17 protein-coding genes are annotated in these 17,783 nt (G+C 62.7%); 12 read left to right on the forward strand and 5 right to left on the reverse strand.

From position 1 onward, the window contains the following. Positions 1-208: 208 nt before the first annotated feature. The 7 genes from FJ222_08395 (at position 209) to FJ222_08425 (ending at position 5,123) form a co-directional block, all read left to right on the forward strand. The gene (locus FJ222_08395) at positions 209-628 is read left to right on the forward strand and encodes a dinitrogenase iron-molybdenum cofactor biosynthesis protein (GenBank protein ID MBM4164445.1); all 420 of its coding nucleotides are present in this window, start codon (positions 209-211) and stop codon (positions 626-628) included. Further along, positions 625-987, forward strand: coding sequence for a dinitrogenase iron-molybdenum cofactor biosynthesis protein (locus FJ222_08400; GenBank protein ID MBM4164446.1), 363 nt, complete (start codon positions 625-627; stop codon positions 985-987). The genes FJ222_08395 and FJ222_08400 overlap by 4 nt, the downstream gene beginning before the upstream one ends. Before the next feature lie 37 nt (positions 988-1,024). After that, a complete protein-coding gene (locus FJ222_08405) occupies positions 1,025-1,468 on the forward strand; it encodes a CGGC domain-containing protein (GenBank protein ID MBM4164447.1) in 444 nt (147 codons plus the stop codon). Between the two features lie 108 nt (positions 1,469-1,576). Further along, on the forward strand, positions 1,577-2,416 hold the full coding sequence (locus FJ222_08410) for a (4Fe-4S)-binding protein (GenBank protein ID MBM4164448.1): 840 nt from the start codon (positions 1,577-1,579) through the stop codon (positions 2,414-2,416). 121 nt (positions 2,417-2,537) lie between these two features. Continuing rightward, entirely contained in the window at positions 2,538-3,437 is a 900-nt protein-coding gene (locus FJ222_08415; GenBank protein ID MBM4164449.1) for a 4Fe-4S dicluster domain-containing protein, read from the forward strand. Then, positions 3,416-4,654 carry an MBL fold metallo-hydrolase gene (locus FJ222_08420; GenBank protein MBM4164450.1) on the forward strand — a complete coding sequence of 413 codons (1,239 nt, stop codon included), beginning with the start codon at positions 3,416-3,418 and terminating at the stop codon, positions 4,652-4,654. Before FJ222_08415 ends, FJ222_08420 begins: the two co-directional genes overlap by 22 nt. Continuing rightward, positions 4,638-5,123, forward strand: a complete 486-nt coding sequence (locus FJ222_08425) for a PaaI family thioesterase (protein MBM4164451.1) — start codon at positions 4,638-4,640, stop codon at positions 5,121-5,123. The genes FJ222_08420 and FJ222_08425 overlap by 17 nt, the downstream gene beginning before the upstream one ends. Positions 5,124-5,169: 46 nt before the next feature. Here FJ222_08425 and FJ222_08430 read toward each other — a convergent pair whose 3' ends face one another. Next, positions 5,170-5,934: a class I SAM-dependent methyltransferase gene (locus FJ222_08430; GenBank protein ID MBM4164452.1), complete on the reverse strand. Its 765-nt coding sequence runs from the start codon at positions 5,932-5,934 to the stop codon at positions 5,170-5,172. A 510-nt stretch (positions 5,935-6,444) separates the two neighbouring features. On the opposite strand from FJ222_08430, the gene FJ222_08435 reads away from it, so the two are divergent. Together FJ222_08435 and FJ222_08440 are read left to right on the forward strand one after the other, a co-directional pair. Next, complete coding sequence (locus tag FJ222_08435) at positions 6,445-7,926, forward strand: hypothetical protein (protein ID MBM4164453.1); 1,482 nt, start codon at positions 6,445-6,447, stop codon at positions 7,924-7,926. 174 nt (positions 7,927-8,100) lie between these two features. Continuing rightward, on the forward strand, positions 8,101-8,646 hold the full coding sequence (locus FJ222_08440; GenBank protein MBM4164454.1) for a hypothetical protein: 546 nt from the start codon (positions 8,101-8,103) through the stop codon (positions 8,644-8,646). Between the two features lie 39 nt (positions 8,647-8,685). Here FJ222_08440 and FJ222_08445 read toward each other — a convergent pair whose 3' ends face one another. Then, positions 8,686-9,735 carry a zinc-binding alcohol dehydrogenase gene (locus tag FJ222_08445; GenBank protein ID MBM4164455.1) on the reverse strand — a complete coding sequence of 350 codons (1,050 nt, stop codon included), beginning with the start codon at positions 9,733-9,735 and terminating at the stop codon, positions 8,686-8,688. Positions 9,736-10,034: 299 nt separating this feature from the next. Here FJ222_08445 and mfd point away from each other — a divergent pair, with 299 nt between their 5' ends. Then, positions 10,035-13,235: a transcription-repair coupling factor gene (gene mfd / locus FJ222_08450; protein ID MBM4164456.1), complete on the forward strand. Its 3,201-nt coding sequence runs from the start codon at positions 10,035-10,037 to the stop codon at positions 13,233-13,235. 68 nt (positions 13,236-13,303) lie between these two features. Continuing rightward, entirely contained in the window at positions 13,304-13,930 is a 627-nt protein-coding gene (locus FJ222_08455) for a hypothetical protein (GenBank protein MBM4164457.1), read from the forward strand. 25 nt (positions 13,931-13,955) lie between these two features. Here FJ222_08455 and obgE read toward each other — a convergent pair whose 3' ends face one another. Genes obgE through rplU form a run of 3 tightly spaced genes read right to left on the reverse strand, consistent with a single transcriptional unit; the run spans position 13,956 to position 15,779 of the window. Next, positions 13,956-15,158, reverse strand: a complete 1,203-nt coding sequence (gene obgE, locus FJ222_08460; GenBank protein MBM4164458.1) for a GTPase ObgE — start codon at positions 15,156-15,158, stop codon at positions 13,956-13,958. Between the two features lie 24 nt (positions 15,159-15,182). Next, positions 15,183-15,434: a 50S ribosomal protein L27 gene (locus FJ222_08465; GenBank protein ID MBM4164459.1), complete on the reverse strand. Its 252-nt coding sequence runs from the start codon at positions 15,432-15,434 to the stop codon at positions 15,183-15,185. Positions 15,435-15,464: 30 nt separating this feature from the next. Then, positions 15,465-15,779: a 50S ribosomal protein L21 gene (gene rplU / locus FJ222_08470; protein ID MBM4164460.1), complete on the reverse strand. Its 315-nt coding sequence runs from the start codon at positions 15,777-15,779 to the stop codon at positions 15,465-15,467. Between the two features lie 211 nt (positions 15,780-15,990). Between rplU and FJ222_08475 the strand changes: the two genes are divergently transcribed. Then, on the forward strand, positions 15,991-17,783 hold a 1,793-nt coding region (locus FJ222_08475), incomplete at its 3' end, for a squalene--hopene cyclase (GenBank protein ID MBM4164461.1).

Here is a 17,783-nt window from a genome sequence, read left to right on the forward strand (position 1 = left end):
GCTGCGGCCAAGTAGAGTCGCTGAAATGCGACACTCTCATCTACAGACCGTTGCGATTCCGCAACTCTCATCATCGCGCAGCATCCGACCATGGTTTGCTGCATCCACTTGCGATCACACGCGTTACGTTCAATCAGAAGGTTCGTTCAGCACCTTGGCACGCTTCGTGATACTCGTGGGTTAGTCACGACGTTAAGGAATACGAATCATGAAAGTGGCGGTGGCCATGTGGAACGGGAGGATTTCGCCGGTGTTCGATGTGGCGAGGCAGGTGTTGTTGCTCGATGTGGCGGACGGTCGTGTGATCGCTCGTCACGAGGAATCCCTACCGGGCGACGGGATGCAGGCACAGGCTGCCCGGCTGGCGGACCTCCATGCCGAGGTGTTGATCTGCGGGGCCATCTCCCGCCCGATGGCAAGCACGCTGGCCACCACGGGCGTGCGCGTGATCCCCTTTACGGCAGGCACCGTCGATGACGTTATCGCCGCGTGGCTGGTCGGCCGCCTCCCCGCCCCGGCGTTAAGCATGCCGGGATGTTGCCGCCAACACCGACGCTGTCGGCGTGGCAGGGCTGGGTGCGAAGGGCCTCGAACGGGGTCTGAACGCTTACAACAGGAGTCCATATGAAAATCGCGATTACCTCGACGGGAAGGGACATGACAGGTGCCATTGACCCGCGTTTCGGGAGGACCCCGTTCTTCTTGATCGTGGATACGGAAACAAACGAGCGCGTCGTCCACGACAACGCTCCGAATCTGAATGCCGCGCAAGGGGCAGGCATTCAGGCGGCTGAAACCGTTGCGCGGCTGGGGGCGCTGGCCGTAATCACCGGTAACGTGGGGCCCAAGGCATTCCGCGCATTGAACGCGGCTGGGATTAAGATCTATCTCGCAAAGGAAGGCACCGTCACTGATGCTCTCCGGGCCTTCCAGGCAGGGGCTTTGCCTGAAGTTTCCGTTGCCAACGTGGAAGGTCACTGGGCGTAATTCACACTGGATCGGGGAAGTTAAGACCGTGCTCAAAATGAACAGAATCGGAATCATCATCTGTGCCCGTTACAGGAGTTGTGGCGGTGGCAAATGCTTTCGGGCGCTACGCGAGCGGCATGGCGCATTTTCACGCTACCCGGCCAGCGAACAGGCTGAAATCATTGGCTACTCGAGTTGTGGGGGCTGTCCGGGGGGAAATGTGGAAACCGTTCCCGCCGAGTTCAAGAAGAACGGCGCCACGGTCATTCATCTGGCCACAGGATTGGTCGTTGGTTATCCGCCATGTCCGAATATTCGGCGATTCAAGACGTTCATCGAAACTGCTTATGGTCTGCCCGTCGTCATTGGCACCCACCCCATCCCGCAAACCTACATGAAGATACATGAAAGACTGCCTTTCTGGCAGGACAACGACATGGCGGACCTTTCCAAACTGCTTCTGGAAGAGTCTTCGGAGCTCCAAGCTACCTATAATTGAGTGTAGGGAACATCAACCAAGAGAAAAGGAGACAGTCATGCCAAAAAGAAACAGGGAGAGCCGAGTCCCGGTTCCAGGGAGAGAAACAATGATGCGACAGATGAAACGATGAAACTTGCCATTGCCAGCGGCAAGGGAGGAACCGGGAAGACCACCGTGGCGGTCAACCTGGCGTGGACGCTTGCCGACATGGGCAAGGGCGTCCAGTATCTCGATTGCGACGTCGAGGAACCGAACGGCCACATCTTTTTGAACCCCCAGATCACCACAACCGCAGCGGTCGGCATCCCGGTGCCCGTGGTGGACGAGGCAACGTGTACAGCGTGCCGCACGTGTGCGGAAATCTGCCAATACCACGCCATCGCCGTACTGAAAAAGACCCTGGTTTTTCCCGAACTCTGCCACGGGTGCGGGGGGTGCGTCCTCGTGTGCCCCGCAGGAGCGCTCCGCGAGGAGACCCGTCTGATCGGCGTGGTCGAGACAGGGCAGGCCGACGGCGTGGCCTTTGTTCAGGGTCGCTTAAATGTCGGCGAACCCATGGCACCCCCACTGATTCGCGCCGTCAGGAAGAAAGCAATTCTGGATGGCATCGCCATTCTGGACGCTCCTCCGGGCACGTCCTGCCCCGTGGTTACGACCGTGCGGGACGCCGACTACGTGCTCCTGGTCACGGAACCAACGCCATTTGGACTGAATGACCTGAAACTGGCCGTGGAGATGTTGCGGCAACTCCGCCTCCGGCATGGCGTGGTCATCAACCGCGCGGATATCGGCGACCAACAGGTGCGCGCCTTCTGCGCCGCCGAACGCATTCCGGTGCTGTTGGAGCTTCCCGACGACCGCCGGGTGGCGGAGATCTATTCGCGAGGACAGATGGCCGTTCACGTCCTGCCGGAGTGGCGCACGCTGTTCTTGGATTTGTGGAAAAGCATGGAGAAAGACGCATGACACCATCATCCACAAAACACATCTTCTTCCTGCTGCGCGTCAAGCGTCCCCTCGTTGCCGCCCAAGTCGGTGCGAAGGTGGGGGACATGATTGTTCTGGAACGGAACGGGAAAGGCGCACCATGAGAGAACTCGTCGTCATCAGCGGCAAGGGCGGCACGGGCAAGACCAGCCTGATCGCGTCCTTCGCCGCGTTGGCCGGTTCGACAGGCTCACGGCAGGCCGGGAATGCCGTGCTGGCGGACTGCGACGTGGATGCCGCCGACCTCCACCTCGTGCTGGCGCCCACGATGTGCCGACGTGAAGATTTCTACTGCGGCCATACGGCGACCCTTCGCCAGTCCGACTGCATCGGGTGCGGCGCCTGCCTGGCCCGGTGCCGGTTCGATGCGGTCCGCAAAACCAAAGGCGGCGCTGGCGGGCCCACGTTTACCATTGACGCCACCGCCTGCGAGGGGTGCGGTGTGTGCGTCTGGTCGTGCCCAGTCAAGGCCATTGATTTTTCCGAACGACTCAGCGGTGAATGGTATGTGTCCGACACGCGCCACGGCCCGATGGTCCATGCCCGGCTGATCCCCGGCGGCGAGAACTCCGGCAAACTGGTCGCCAAAGTCCGGGAAACCGCCCGCACACTCGCCGAAGAACGGAAGGCCGACCTCATCCTGGTCGATGGCCCGCCGGGCATCGGTTGTGCCGTGATTGCCTCTGTGAGCGGTGCCTCGCAGGTTCTGGTGGTGACCGAACCCACCCTTTCGGGCGCACACGACATGGCGCGGGTGCTCGAACTCACCCGCCACTTCAACATCCCGACCGCCGTGTGCGTGAACAAGTGGGACTTGAATTCGGACATGACCGAACGAATCGAGTCCGAGGCCCGCCGGACTGGCGCCACTGTCGTTGGGCGCGTGCGTTATGGCCGAGCGGTGACGGACGCCCAGTTGCAGGGGCGCGCCGTGGTCGAGACGGATGCCGGGGCGTTGGGTAACGACGTCCGCGCGATATGGGAGAATCTGTCCCGATGACAATTACCATTTTAGCCGAGAATACGGCGCTGACACGCAACGTGCTTGGCGAGCACGGACTGGCCTTTTGGCTGGAATCACAGGAGCACCGCTTGCTTTTTGATACGGGCCAGGGGCGCATACTGACCGACAATGCGCAAGCTCTGGGCGTGGATTTGCATGCGGTGAACACAATCGTTCTCAGTCATGGTCACTACGACCATACCGGCGCATTGCCCACCGTGTTGCATCAGGCGACAGGCGTCGTGATGCTGCATGCCCATCCGGATGCCCTGCTGCCAAAGTACCGCCGAAACCAATCCGGCGTGCGTGAAATCGGCATGTCCGAAGAATCACGAGCGGCCATTACAGGCGAGCGATGCCGCTTCATCCCGTCTCGACGGGTCACTCAGGTTGCGCCTGGGCTTTACGCCACAGGCGAAATTCCGCGCCGTCATCCCGAAGAGACCATCACCGAGTCGTTCTGCCGCGATCCACTCGGGCGCGATCCTGATCTTTTACTGGATGACCAGGCTCTTTATTTTGATAGTCCGTTCGGCTCCATCGTTCTGCTCGGGTGCGCGCATGCGGGCATCATCAACACCCTCGACCACGTGCAGACGCTGACCGGCAACCAGCCGTTGCATGCCGTGATTGGCGGCACACACTTACGCGCGGCACACGCGGATCGGCTGGATTGGACGATTCGTGAATTGCGCCGATTCAACATTGCTTGTCTGGTTCCCTTGCACTGCACAGGACAGCCAGCGGGTGCAGCCCTTTGGTCGGCCTTCCCCAACACCTGCCGCGAAGGGGGTGCGGGAACTGTATTTGAGTTTCAAGAAAGGCTCACCACACACCCAGAACAAACCCCCAACCCAAAAGGACGGTTATCACCTATGAAAATCGCTATACCGATCGCCGAAGGCAAACTCTGCATGCACTTTGGCCACTGCAACCAGTTCGCCCTGCTCGACGTTGATGAAAAGGCCAAGACGGTCACCAACAAGCAGATGCTCACGCCGCCGCCACACGAACCCGGGGTCTTGCCTCGCTGGCTGCACGATCAAGGCGCCACGGTCATCATCGCAGGCGGCATGGGCAGTCGCGCGCAGAATTTGTTTGCGGAAAACGGCATCCAGGTAGTGGTGGGCGCACCGGCCGAAACGCCGGAAACCCTGGTGGCCCACTATCTGACGGGAACGCTCGTGTCCGGGACAAATGTCTGTGACCACTGAGCCCTCAGCGGAAAAGAAGGAGGCCCTGCGGTCACGTCTGCATGCGCACTGTTTACTTTGCGGCGGAGAACACGCGCAGGGCTTCCGTCTCGCATTTGAAGCGCACGCCGATGGGCATGTGGAGGCTTCCTTCCCGTGTGACCCACACTACCAAGGCTACACGGGGTATCTGCACGGAGGTGTCATTGCCTCGCTTCTGGACAGTGCCATGACAAACTGCCTATTCACCCATGGACATGTCGCCATGACGGGCGAACTGAAGGTGAGGTTTCTCAAACCGGTCATCGTGAATCGCCCTGTTGTGGTCAGCGCCCGTCTGGACGCACCTCATGCCCCGTTGTTCAAAGTGAGTGGCGAGGTTCGCCAACACGGCGAGGTCATGGCACGCGCAACCGCCAAGTTTGTAGAAGTGCGACTATCGAACGCGGGGCTGTTGGACGCGAGACATGCAGCCGGAGCCTCTGTTTGATAGAAAAGGCGCTTGCAAAACCCCTGCCAGCCACGTCATGCCAAACTTAACCCTTACTGGCGACAACAAGCATTTCAAAGTCTTCAGTGGTCAATGTGTCGTTTCTGGAGTAAGCTCCAAGTTTTGCGCCAAAGATGTCCACCGTCTTATACCCAAGCGACTTCAAAAGCCACGCAATCTCACAGGGAACATAATAACGCTCGTTGCACGCGAGCTCTTTGATCGTCCCTGAATCATCTTCGATAGCCGTAATGTTGTGATCTCGAAATGTCATCAGATCGAAGGTGTTGCTTCGATAGGTTGCGTTGCCTGTCTTGCCGGCATCGGCGCAGAACTGTTCGACTGAATGGTAAAGCGGGAATAGCCCGTTCAACGTGGTGAATATCAGCTTTCCATCGTCCTTGAGGACGTGGGTGACATTTCTGAGAATCTCGAAATTCATCTCGTCCGTTTCCATCAACGGAAATCCCCCTTCACAGAGCATGATTGCCAAGTCAAATTCGGCTCTGAACGGAAGGTTTCTGGCGTCCTGCTTCTGGAAGTCGATCATCACGCCAGCTGCTTTGGCTTTCTCCCGTGCCCGTAGAAGTTGTGAATCGGACAGATCAACGGCCATCAGCCTGTACCCCCGTTTTGCCAATTCGATCGAATGGCGACCGGTGCCGCACCCAATATCGATGATCCTGAGAGCTGTGTTTCGCCCTATTTCCTGTTCGATAAAATCACATTCGCCAGCCGTCCCTTGGACAAAACATTCTTGGTCATATTTCTGGGCGTAATTGTCAAACAACGATTCGTACCACTGTTTCATAGGCATTATTACCTTCTCTGGAGGAATAGCAAAGACAGGCAAATAATATCAAACATTTTCAATTTCCTGTTGAAATTTTCCTCCTCGATGCTGTATGGGGGTGGAGGAAGCATCAAATGCAAGTCGAAAACACGACAGCATGCGCGCCTGAAACACGATTATCAGGATACGAGGCACCCTTGCTACAACCGGACTGCGGGAACACGGGCCGACCAGCCATTGGGCAACGTCGCATCAAAACATACCTCTTGCTTTTCTTTGAAGAAACTCGTTTAGAACTCCCAGTTGATTGTTTCTTATGGCTGGGATACAAAACCCGACGGCAATCCGGCCAAATCGCCCCAATCGCACACGACGCTAGATTGGGGAAAACTACGCTCTCAATCTGGACCGAAACAAATAATATCGGGATTGACTCCTATCAAAAATTTGGCACTTCTCGTTCTTGCCTCTGTAGCCTGGATTGGCGTTGCGGCTCAGGCTGAAGATCTTGGAGGCGGTTGGCCCCGTGTGTACCAATATGCGGCCAGCCTGAACACGGCGGTGGCCAAGAACGCCAAGACCGTCAAATACACGGATTGCGAACGCGAGATGGATATTGACGTTTGCTACCGCGTCAAGGGCAAGGTCTCTCTCAAGGGCGTGATCGTCTTCGGCTGCGCGTGCGTGGACGCCGAGGAATTGGACAGCCTCCCCGACGGTTATCCGATCATCCTGATGGCAACCTCCGCCGATAATTATCGCGGCGTCACGTTTGCAGAAGGCGATGTCTGGACGGCCAACCGACTGGGCAGTCCCCTCTCCTCCAAGGCGAAGATCGCCGAGCTGGGCTTCGACACGCAGTTCCGGGCCGGGCCGACCAATGCGGGTGCCTGCGTCCGCGAGTACGAACTCCGGCATGCCGGTTTTGGCACGGCCGGGATGGTCGAGAGCGGCGACGGCTATGACATCACCTCGATTGCCGGCACGGTGATCGGTTCCGCGCTGGCCCCTTACTGCAGCGCGGATCAGAACACATGCCCCCGCTGCGTGGACAACGGCGAGTGCAAGGTCGCCATCGCCTTCGAGCCCTGCACGGTTGACGACTGCGCCCCCTACGACGGCGAAAACACCGAAACCGGCGTCGCCTTCGGCTCGTTCACCGTGAAGTACAACAAAACCCTCGCCAGCGCCATCAAGAACATCGACTCCGAGGATATCCAGGAAACCATCGACGCCCTGGTCCCGAAGGTGTTCGGGAAGAACGCCGTCACCCCGAGCTATGCCAACTACAACGACTATTTCAACGTGATCGATGCCCTCTCGCAGGCAAGTTACGACGCTGCGGTTACCTTCACCGACAGGCTCTCCAGCACCACCATGACACTCACCTACGACGGCACGCATTACTGGTCGTGCTCGGGCGGCTCCTCGTCCGGTTACCGGCTCGCCAAATACACCGCCGCTGGCGCGTGGGTGCAGAGCTTCCAGCCAAACGTCGATTGGCGTTCCGTCTACAGCCAGAACGGCAACGGCACCCCGGTCTACGGGCGCGGCTTCAGTTCCTCGCAGATATTGATTATGAACGGCGATGGCACCTTCGCCAACCACATCACCCTCGTCGGCGGAAGCCTCAATAGCCAGTCGTCTGTCGTTCTGGACGACACAGGTGACGAGTTGATCGCCTTCAACGCCGGCACGGTGACACGATGGAACGCGGCGACCGGGGCGCTCATTGGCACCGTCACACTCGACGGCTTTGGCACCCTCAACGGCGAAAACGATTATCCTCAGAACCGTGGCATCATCAAGCGTGCCGGCTTCTACCTCACGTACGCGGGCCCCTGCGTGCTCACCGCCTGGGATGCCGACGGCAACCGTGTGAGTTCGACGACGCTCACCGGTGCCGGCACGTCGTTCGACTCGTACTTCAGCTTGTCGTATGCCAACGGCATGGTCTTCATCGTCGACAACGCCGGCGGACTCTGGCGTGGGTACAATGTCGGGATGTAGCCCCGTACGACTGACCATTGGTTTGGCCGGAAATATGCTCGCGAAACGAGGGAGTCGGGCCATCCTTCGGTGAATACCTATACGAGCCTCTTGCAATCTGGAAAGGGACGATTCTCTTTCAGGCTTGAGGCGCAAGCAGCGCCTGTGTGTGTGCAAACGGAAGGAATGGATGCCATGAAGAAATTGCTCGGTGTTGTCGCTGTCGCGCTGATTAGCGCTGCGACTCTGGCTCAGGAGCTCGACGGCGGATGGCCCCGCGTGTACCAGTACGCGGCCAGCCTGAACACGGCGGTCGCCAAGAATGCCAAGACCGTCACATACACGGATTGCGAACGCGAGATGGATATTGACGTTTGCTACCGCGTCAAGGGCAAGGTCTCGATCAAGGGCGTGATCGTGTTCGGCTGCGCGTGCGTCGACGAGGAGGAATACAACAGCCTTCCCGATGGCTACCCGATCATCCTCATGGCGACCTCCGCCGATAATTACCGGGGGTCACGTTCGCCGAAGGCGATGTCTGGACCGCCAACCGGCTGGGCAGCCCCCTCTCCTCAAAGGCGAAGATCGCCGAGCTGGGCTTCGACACGGCCTTCCGAGCCGGGCCGACGAATGCCGGCGCCTGCGTCCGCGACCACGAGCTCCGGCATGCCGGTTTCGGCACAGCCGGACTGGTCGAGAGCGGCGACGGCTATGACATCACGACGATCTCAGGCGCGGTGATCGGCTCCGCACTCGCCCCCTACGTTGAGGGCCGTCACGTCAGGGAGCGGGCCATTCGAGCACAACGCCGGTGAATAGTTCCGGCGCGGCGAGCAGCCCCTCGTAGGCATCCCGGATCTTCTCCGGGGAAAGACGATGGGAGATCAGCGGCTCGATCACGAGGCGGCCGTCGAGGATCCAATCGAAGATGATCCGCTGCTTTTCCCAGAGCGATATGAGCGGCGGCGTCCTGCCCCCCCAGATCGACTGCACCGGATAGGCCGGAAGGAAATACTCCAACGCGCCCCGGACGACAATATTCCGGAGGTGGATTTCGCTGAATACGGCCGTCAGATTGCCCTCACAGGGGGCGCGCGGCGAACCCAGCAGAATCACCTGTCCCACATTGGCGGTCATCGCCAGCGCCTGCAAGACCACGGGGGTCAGCCCGCTGGCATCGATGCAAATGTCCGCCTGCTCCACGCCCACCAGCCGCTTGAGACCCTGCTTGATGTCGGACGTGTCGCCACCCGGCAGCGTGCGCGCAATCCCGCACCGTTCGGCCAGCTTCCGTCGCGCCGCAATCGGATCGACGGCGACCACTTTGCCGCCGAGCGCACGGAACGACTGCGCGGCGAGATTGCCCACAATCCCCAATCCCAAGACGAGCACAACTGGCTGGTGGAGGGCGCGGTCCGCGATCGCCATTGCCGAGGTTGCAATGCCGGCCATGCGCGAAGCCGCCGCCACGGCGGGATCGATACCATCGGGCACTACGACAAAGAAAGCTTCCTGACTGATTGTCACATGCGACGCATGCGCGCTGTAGCTGAAGACCCGCTGCCCCTTCGTCACCCGTGTCACCGCCGATCCCAGCGCCTCGACCACGCCCACATTGGCGTAGCCCGCGCGCCACGGATAGGCGCACCAGGAGCCCTTCTGATAGACGGCGGGCTCCTTCGCGGTATAATTCGCCAGCTCGGTCCCCGCGCTGATGAAGGTCCGTTCCGTCCTGACGCAGAACTCATCGGCGCCCAACTTCTCATCCAACTCCAGCGTCTGTAATTCGACCTGACGCTTGTCCATCATGACCACGTGTTTCATCTGCATCGTTTCAGCGCTCCTGTTCTGATTGCCTGACGCCGGAGCGGGGATGGTATCACAGGCGGGATTCCCGACTCAAGGGCAGACACGCTGTGAGCCATTGACAGGGGCATGAAAAAATGACAACCTATCCCCGATCCTGATTCTGATTCGGCGTGGCCTGTTGTTACGCAATAACTGAAGCTAGTGAGGGCTGTTCGAGGGGCCCGTGGGCTTTGACTCGGATTCCCCCATCCCGAGGCGGTGCGCATGACCCGGCAGAGGACGTTCAACCCCTGTCGGCTGCGCATGCCATCAGCGACCGAATGACCGACGCTCTGCGCGCCGCGCTTGCGGCCGTGCCGCCGGGTGTCACGACTTTATCGCTTCCCCTGCTCCCCGGCGCGTCGGCCGCGATCACCGCCCTCGCCCTGGGGCGGCTGCATCCCGCCGCGCCGATCCTGGTCATCACCGCCGGTTCGATCGAGCAGGAGTCGGTCACCGGCGATCTGCTCGCCTTCGCCCGCGAGACGGGTCAGCCGGTTGCATTGCTCCCTGCCATCGAAACCGGCGACGCCGACCGCGAACTCGAGGGCGCGCGCCTTCTGGCCATCCGCACGTTTCATGCTCAACCCTGCCCCATTCTGGTTGCCTCCGCCCACGCGCTGCAGCAACCGGTTCCCGACCCGGCCTCCGTTGCGCGCGCGACGCGGACGCTCGCTCTGAACGGCGAGACCGACTTGAACGCCCTGATCGCCGATCTGGTTGCCGCTGGCTACACCCGCGCCCCCGACGTTTCGGAAAAGGGCGAGTTCGCCGTGCGCGGCGGCATCCTCGACGTCTGGCCCGCAACCGATACCCTGCCCCTGCGCGCGGAGTTCTCGGATCATCAAATCGAATCGCTGCGCCGCTTTGACCCCGCCTCCCAAACGTCGGTTGAACGGATCACCGGTGCCGAACTCGCCCCGTGCAGCCCGCCCGGCACCATCCTGCTCACCGACCTGCTGCCGCGCGGCACGGTGATCCTGCGACTCGATCACGACCGCATCCGCCACTACGCCGAGACCCGTGCGGCCGAGTTCCCCGGTCTGCTCCTGTGGGAGGATCTCGCCCAACGCCTCGCCGCGTGCGCCCCCGCCCTCGATCTGGTCTCAGGCGATCCGCCCCCGCCCGCAGTGCCCGCGCTGCCCTTCGCCATTGCCCCGATCGCCGGTGTCTCCGGTTTCGGTGACGACCCGGCCCACCCCGATCTCCTCGCGACCGCGCGGCAGCGGCTGATCGCGCCCCTCGCCGCCTTCACCCGTGCAGGCGGCTTCGCCGTCGTCTGCGCCGACACCCCGGGCGCTTGCGAGACCCTCGCCCATGAACTCCCGGCTGGCGGTGGGATCGCTCTCCTCCGCCTGCCGCTCTCCGGCGGCTTCACCCTCGCCGAGCCGCCCGCCTGCGCGCTGACCCTCCTCGCCCAGCCCGATCTCTATGCCGTCCGCAAGCACACTCCGATTCGTCCCAAAAGCGCCCCGGCCACCGGACAGCGCCTCGACACTATCGCCGACCTGCAGCCCGGCGACCGGGTCGTCCACCTCGACCACGGCATCGGCCGTTACATCGGAACGACCGAGATCGAAATCGACGGGCGGCGTTCCGAGGTGATCACCCTCGAATACGCTGACGAAACCAAGCTTCACGTTCCGGTTTCCCACGTTCACCTCCTCAGCCGCTATGTCGGCGTCGGCGGCCACGCCGCCACGCTTCACCGCCTCGGCGGTCAGCGTTGGATGCGCGAGAAGACCGACGCCGAACGGGCCATCGCCGATCTGGCCGCCTCGCTCCTCGACACTCAGGCCAAGCGGCAGTTCAGCCCCGGCCTGAGCTTCGACACCGCGCCGCCCTGGATGCACGCCTTTGAAGCCTCGTTTCCCTATCAGGAGACCGTGGACCAGGCGCGCGTCATCGCCGAGGTCAAGGCCGACATGGCCGCGCCGCGCCCGATGGACCGACTCGTCTGCGGAGACGCCGGCTACGGCAAGACCGAGGTGGCGATCCGAGCCGCCTTCATCGCCGTGATGAACCAGCGCCAGGTCGCCGTTCTGGTGCCAACCACCGTCCTTGCCGAGCAGCACTACGAGTCCTTCCGCGAACGAATGGCCGCCTACCCGCTGCGCATCGACGTCCTCTCGCGTTTCCGGAGCCCCGCCCACATCCGCCGCACCCTGGACGATCTGGCCGCCGGCCGGATTGACATCATCATCGGCACCCACGCGCTACTCCAACCCGGCGTCGCCTTCAAGAGCCTCGGGCTGCTCGTAATTGACGAAGAGCAGCGGTTCGGCGTTCGCCACAAAGAATACCTCAAGGCCGTGCGTCAGGTGGTGGACGTGCTGACCCTTTCGGCCACGCCCATCCCGCGGACGCTGTACCTCTCCATGACCGGCGCGCGCGACCTGTCGCTGCTGCAAACGCCCCCGCGCGAACGGCTGGCGATCGACACGCGGGTGGTGCGCGACTCCGACGCCGCCATCCGCTCCGCCATCCTCCAGGAACTGGCGCGCGACGGCCAGATTTTCTTCCTCCACAACCGCGTGATGACGCTCCCCCTCGTGCAGGCGCGCCTCGAGCGGCTCGTCCCCGAGGCCCGGATCGCGGTCGCCCACGGCCAGATGCCCGCGCGCGAGCTCGCCGCAGTCATGCGCCGTTTTGAGTCCGGAGAGACCGACCTGCTCCTCTGCACAACGATCGTCGAATCGGGGCTCGACATCCCACGCGCCAACACGATCATCATCCACCGCGCCGACCGCTTCGGCATCGCCGACCTCTACCAGCTCCGAGGCCGCGTCGGCCGCGCCTCGCGCAAGGGATACGCCTGGCTGCTCCTCCCCGAACATGGCAACATTGATGACGAAGCCCGCCAGCGCATCGGCGCGCTGCGCGCCCACAGCGGACTCGGCGCCGGCTTCTCGCTCGCGCTTCGCGATCTGGAGATTCGCGGCTCAGGCTCTATCCTTGGCGCCGCGCAATCGGGGCACATCGCCGCCATCGGCTTCGGCCTCTACTGCCAGCTCCTCAAGCGGACGGTGGCCCGACTCAGGGGCGAGGCGCCGCCCATGCTCGTGGAGGTTGACATCCAGCTCGACTTTATCGACCTCTCCCCCGGCACCGGCGACCCCGACCGAGCGGCGTGTCTCCCCTATGCGTACATTGAGGACGAAGCCCATCGGATCGCCTTTCACCGGCGCGTCGCCGAGGCCTCCACGGCCGCCGACATTCGAGCCCTGCGCGACGAGATGGCCGACCGGTTTGGGCGGCTGCCGCCACCTGCGGAGCGGCTGCTGCGGATCGCCGAACTGCGCATCGTCGCAGCGGGCCGCCGCATCGCCCGGATCGAGGTTCGCGACGGCAAGGTCGGTCTTTATCGCGCCCACAGCCGTCAGACCCTGCTGATTCAGAACCGTAGTCCCCGCCTCACCGCCGCCGGCGCCGACAAAAAGATCGCCCAGCTCATCACGTGGGTGGAGCGCGTGGGGGTATAGGTGTTAAGAGGTGCTTGCACTTGGCCCAATAAGTTGACTAATACTTGACTTATTTTGGGGCGAAAACGATGAGCTACGAACCTCAATTCACGATCACGCCGCTGCTGCTCGACCGGGTGGAGCGTATCGCCGCCCTGCGGCAGCGTATCGTGTCCGCGACCGTAGATGTCGCGTGGATACCCGCACTGCAGGCGGATACGCGCGTGCGGAACGCCCACTCCTCGACCGCCATCGAAGGGAACCCCCTGACCTTGGAGCAGGTCCGGGCGGTCGAAGAGGGGCGGGAGCTTCCGGCGGCGGCTGACCGGCCGCAGCGGGAGGTACTCAACTACTTTGCGGGACTGCGCTATGTGGAGAAGCATGCGGGTCTCAAGACCGTCCGTCACGAGGATCTCTTCGAACTGCACCGGATCGTGGCGGCGCGCGTGATGGATCAGGGCGAGGCCGGGCGTTACCGCACGATCCGCGTGCGGGTGGGGCCGCACGTGCCCCCGCCGCCGGAGGAGGTGTCCGGCCTGATGTTCGAGCTGCTGACGAGTTCTATTGGGAAGACCGGCCACGCTATTACCAGGCGCTGCAGGCCGTGCGCGAGGCCGGGGACGACCTCACCGCTTGGCTGGAGTACGCGGCGGAAGGGCTGGAACTCACGCTCGATCGCGTCTGCAGGCGCATCGACCGGATGTACGCCCGAATGAACCCCGCGATGTGCATGGGCCCTCCCTACTGCCGCCGCTTCTTCTTCTTCGGCTCGATCACCAGAAACCCCGCATGGCGAACGCGATCTTCCGTAACGATCTCGACGCTCTCTTCGGTTCCAGACTCGTCCAAAATACGCGACACGCGAATGGGCTCGGCCGGCACGGGTGACACAGCGGTTGCAGGCATCGCGACGGCTTCCGGCTCCGCGATCTCGCGCCGTCCCGCGACGGGACGGATCAGCTCCCACAGTTGCGTCTTCAGCGTATCCAGCCCCCGCCCGTCAACGGTCGAGATTTGGAGAATGCGGCCACGCACCTTCTTGCGGAAAACCGCAAGATTGGCCTTCGCCTCTGGCACATCCATCTTGTTGGCGACCAGCAGCGTCGGCCGATCCAGTAGCGCCGCATCATACGCCTTGAGCTCGGCACGGAGGGTCCGATAATCCTGCCACGGTTCGCGTCCGTCGGTGCCAGCCATGTCAATCACCATCAACAGAATGCGGGAACGCGACACATGGCGGAGAAAATCAAGTCCAAGCCCAACCCCCTCGCTCGCATCCTTGATGATGCCGGGAATGTCCGCCACGCGGATCTGGCTGTAATCGGGATACGCCACGGTGCCGATGATCGGGTGGAGGGTCGTGAACGGATAGGCGGCGATCTTGGGATGCGCATCGCTGATGGAAGCCAGCAACGACGACTTGCCTGCGCTCGGGAATCCCAGCAAACCAACGTCCGCCACGGTTTTGAGTTCAAGTTGCAGATCCCGTTCGTCGGGATCCTCACCCGGTGTGTGTTCTGTGGGGGCCTGGTGGGTGGAGGTCTTGAAGTGAATGTTCCCGAGCCCGCCCTTGCCGCCCCGTGCCAAACACTCCCGCTGCCCATGCCGGATGATGTCCGCCAGCAACTCGCCCGTCCGGGCATCAAAAATCGACGTGCCACACGGCACCTTCACATCGCGGTCGGCGCCGTCCTTGCCGTGCATCTGCTTCTTCCGACCCGCGCCACCGTCTTCGGCCACCACCAGTGGCTCGAAATAGAGGCGAACCAGCGAGTCGGTGTCGTGATCGCCGACAAAAAAAATGTGGCCCCCGCGGCCGCCATCGCCGCCGTCAGGGCCACCATTATCGACGTATTTTTCGCGGAGAAAGCTTGAGCTTCCGTCGCCACCTTTTCCGGAACGCACATGCACCGTCACACGGTCTATAAAGCGACGTGACTTCACGGTGCCCCCACCTTTACGCGCGTCTTATGCGTCAGCAGCCGGAGCCGCAATCACGGTGAGGACACGCCCGTCCTTGGTAAACTTGACCGCGCCGTCAACCAATGAAAACAGCGTGAAATCGCGTCCCATCCCGACATTCTTGCCCGGGTGGCACTTGGTGCCGCATTGCCGGATCAGAATCGCGCCCGCGCGAACCACCTGTCCGTCATATCGCTTCACGCCCCTGCGTCTGCCCGCGCTGTCGCGGCCGTTTCGTGCGGAACTGGATACTGCCATTGGATACTCTCCCTGCTGCTGCGCAGCGCGTTAGGCGATCGATTCGACCTTGACCACGGTTAGCTCCTGACGGTGCCCAACCCGGCGCTCATACCCCTTACGGCGGCGTTTCTTGAAATTGATCAGTTTCGGTCCGCGCTTGTGCTCGACCACCGAAAATACGACCTTGGCTCCCGGCACAGTCGGCGCGCCGATCATCAGGGCATTGCCGTCGGAAACGGCCAAAACGGCGCCTGCATCAACGCGCTGGCCCGCCTCAACGTCCAGATGCTCGATTTCCAACGTATCCCCAGCGGCTACGCGATACTGCTTGCCACCGGTTTCAACAATTGCATACGCTTCCATGTCTGCCTCATTAACCCTTGTGAACGACGACTCATTTTGGCTCGGAGCGAGCCCAATCAGCTTTGAATTTGAGATTTAACCAAAAAAACGCCGTGCTGTCAATACGGCCTTTTTTGTTTGTTGCTTCCGGGGATTGACGCGCGGAGGTCTCCGGCGTATAGTGCCACCCTCTGACGGGCACGGTGCGCGTTGCCTGCATGGTCCAACAGCCATGACACACAACATTCAACGTATCCAGAATGCCGCCGCAGTCGCCTCCGGGGCGGCGGCTGATGCGCTTCAAAAGCGGCTGACGCGACAGATGCTGCGGGAACGGGGCGCCGATGGGGTCTGGGAGGGCCATCTCTCCTCCAGCGCCTTGGCGACGGCGGTCGCCGCCTTTGCGCTGCATCAGGTCGATCCGCAGGGGCATCGTCCGCTGATCGGGCAAGCGCTGCGCTGGATCGTCGCCCATGCGAACGCCGACGGCGGCTGGGGCGACACGCCCCAAAGCCGCAGCAACCCCAGCACCACCCTGCTGTGCCGCGCCGCGCTCACAGCGGCCGATCCCGCCGATGCCGACTGTCGCGCGGCGCGCACGGCGGCCGACGCCTGGATCGCGCGACGGGCAGGATCGCTGGCGGCCGAGGCCATCGCCGCTCTGGCGCTCACGCGCTACGGCCGGGATCGGACGTTTTCAACGCCCATCCTCGTCATGTGCGCCCGGGCCGGGCTGCTGGGCCCCGCCGTCAGCGCGTGGCGCCACGTTCCGCCGCTGCCGTTCGAGCTGGTCGCTATTCCCGCCCGTTGGTATCGCTTCGTCGGATTGCCAACCGTCAGCTATGCCCTGCCCGCGCTGATTGCCATGGGGGTCGCTCACCACCGCAACCGGCGCTCTCGCCTGCCGGGGCTGGCACCGCTGCGCGATGCCCTCGCGCCGCTGGCCCTACGCCGGCTCGCACGCATCCAACCGGCGTCGGGTGGATTTCTCGAAGCCGCCCCGCTGACCGGCTTCGTAGCCCTGTCTCTCTGCGCTGCGGGCGAATCGGATCATCCGGTGGTCGGTCGCGCCGTCGGCTTTCTCACCGCAACGGTTCGCGCCGACGGAAGCTGGCCCGTTGACACCAACCTGAAAACGTGGGTCACCACGCAAGCGGTGGAGGCGCTGACCGGGCTGCCGCAAGCAGACGTTGCGCGCCTCTCGCAGACGGGTGTCTTCGCCCCGGTCCGGGATTGGCTCTTGCGCACCCAGCACCGCGCGCCGCACCCCTACACCGGCGCCGCGCCCGGCGGCTGGGCGTGGACCGACCTGTCCGGCGGCGTTCCCGATGCCGACGACACGGCTGGCGCGCTGATCGCCATGAGCCAACTGGCCGATTCGCCCGACCCGGCCGTATCGCGCGCGGCTGAAGACGGCTTGCGCTGGCTGCTCGATCTGCAAAATCGCGACGGCGGCCTGCCGACCTTCTGTCGCGGCTGGGGACGATTGCCGTTTGACCGAAGCTGCCCCGACCTCACCGCGCACGCGGTGGCCGCTATGCAGATGTGGCTTGATGCGTCGCCCCCGAAACTCCGCGCGCGCCTGCGCACCGGCATGCGGCGAGCGCTCCGCTATCTCGGGCGGACGCAAAACCGGGACGGCAGTTGGACGCCCCTCTGGTTCGGCAACGAACACGCGGCCCACGCGGAAAATCGAACCTACGGCACCGCCAGGGTCCTCCTGGCGTTGAGACGGCTGGATGCCCCCGCTGACGCCGCCCGGCTAACCGTGATGCGTGAGGCAGCGGCCCGCTGGCTGCAAGCCAACCAGAACGACGATGGCGGCTGGGGCGGCGTCAAGGACACGCCGTCGAGCATCGAGGAGTCCGCCCTGGCGACCCGCGCGCTGGCCGTCTTCCAGGCCGCGCCAGATGCCACGATCCACAGGGGGATCGCGTGGCTGCAACAGAACATCCCGGAGTCGGAGGACTGGGCACCCGCGCCGATCGGCCTGTATTTTGCCAGCCTGTGGTATTGGGAACGCCT

It is taken from the genome of Lentisphaerota bacterium (genome assembly GCA_016873675.1).
Taxonomy (GTDB): domain Bacteria; phylum Verrucomicrobiota; class Kiritimatiellia; order RFP12; family JAAYNR01; genus VGWG01.

What these genes read in the sequence shown, in the direction of transcription:
- FJ222_08455 (MBM4164457.1), top strand. Translation starts at nt 13,304, where the DNA reads ATGAGCTACGAACCTCAATTCACGATCACGCCGCTGCTGCTCGACCGG.
- FJ222_08395 (MBM4164445.1), top strand. Translation starts at nt 209, where the DNA reads ATGAAAGTGGCGGTGGCCATGTGGAACGGGAGGATTTCGCCGGTGTTC.
- FJ222_08445 (MBM4164455.1), bottom strand. Translation starts at nt 9,735, where the DNA reads ATGCAGATGAAACACGTGGTCATGATGGACAAGCGTCAGGTCGAATTA.
- FJ222_08440 (MBM4164454.1), top strand. Translation starts at nt 8,101, where the DNA reads ATGAAGAAATTGCTCGGTGTTGTCGCTGTCGCGCTGATTAGCGCTGCG.
- FJ222_08465 (MBM4164459.1), bottom strand. Translation starts at nt 15,434, where the DNA reads ATGGCAGTATCCAGTTCCGCACGAAACGGCCGCGACAGCGCGGGCAGA.
- FJ222_08400 (MBM4164446.1), top strand. Translation starts at nt 625, where the DNA reads ATGAAAATCGCGATTACCTCGACGGGAAGGGACATGACAGGTGCCATT.
- mfd (MBM4164456.1), top strand. Translation starts at nt 10,035, where the DNA reads ATGACCGACGCTCTGCGCGCCGCGCTTGCGGCCGTGCCGCCGGGTGTC.
- FJ222_08415 (MBM4164449.1), top strand. Translation starts at nt 2,538, where the DNA reads ATGAGAGAACTCGTCGTCATCAGCGGCAAGGGCGGCACGGGCAAGACC.
- FJ222_08405 (MBM4164447.1), top strand. Translation starts at nt 1,025, where the DNA reads ATGAACAGAATCGGAATCATCATCTGTGCCCGTTACAGGAGTTGTGGC.
- FJ222_08430 (MBM4164452.1), bottom strand. Translation starts at nt 5,934, where the DNA reads ATGAAACAGTGGTACGAATCGTTGTTTGACAATTACGCCCAGAAATAT.
- FJ222_08425 (MBM4164451.1), top strand. Translation starts at nt 4,638, where the DNA reads ATGTCTGTGACCACTGAGCCCTCAGCGGAAAAGAAGGAGGCCCTGCGG.
- FJ222_08410 (MBM4164448.1), top strand. Translation starts at nt 1,577, where the DNA reads ATGAAACTTGCCATTGCCAGCGGCAAGGGAGGAACCGGGAAGACCACC.
- rplU (MBM4164460.1), bottom strand. Translation starts at nt 15,779, where the DNA reads ATGGAAGCGTATGCAATTGTTGAAACCGGTGGCAAGCAGTATCGCGTA.
- FJ222_08420 (MBM4164450.1), top strand. Translation starts at nt 3,416, where the DNA reads ATGGGAGAATCTGTCCCGATGACAATTACCATTTTAGCCGAGAATACG.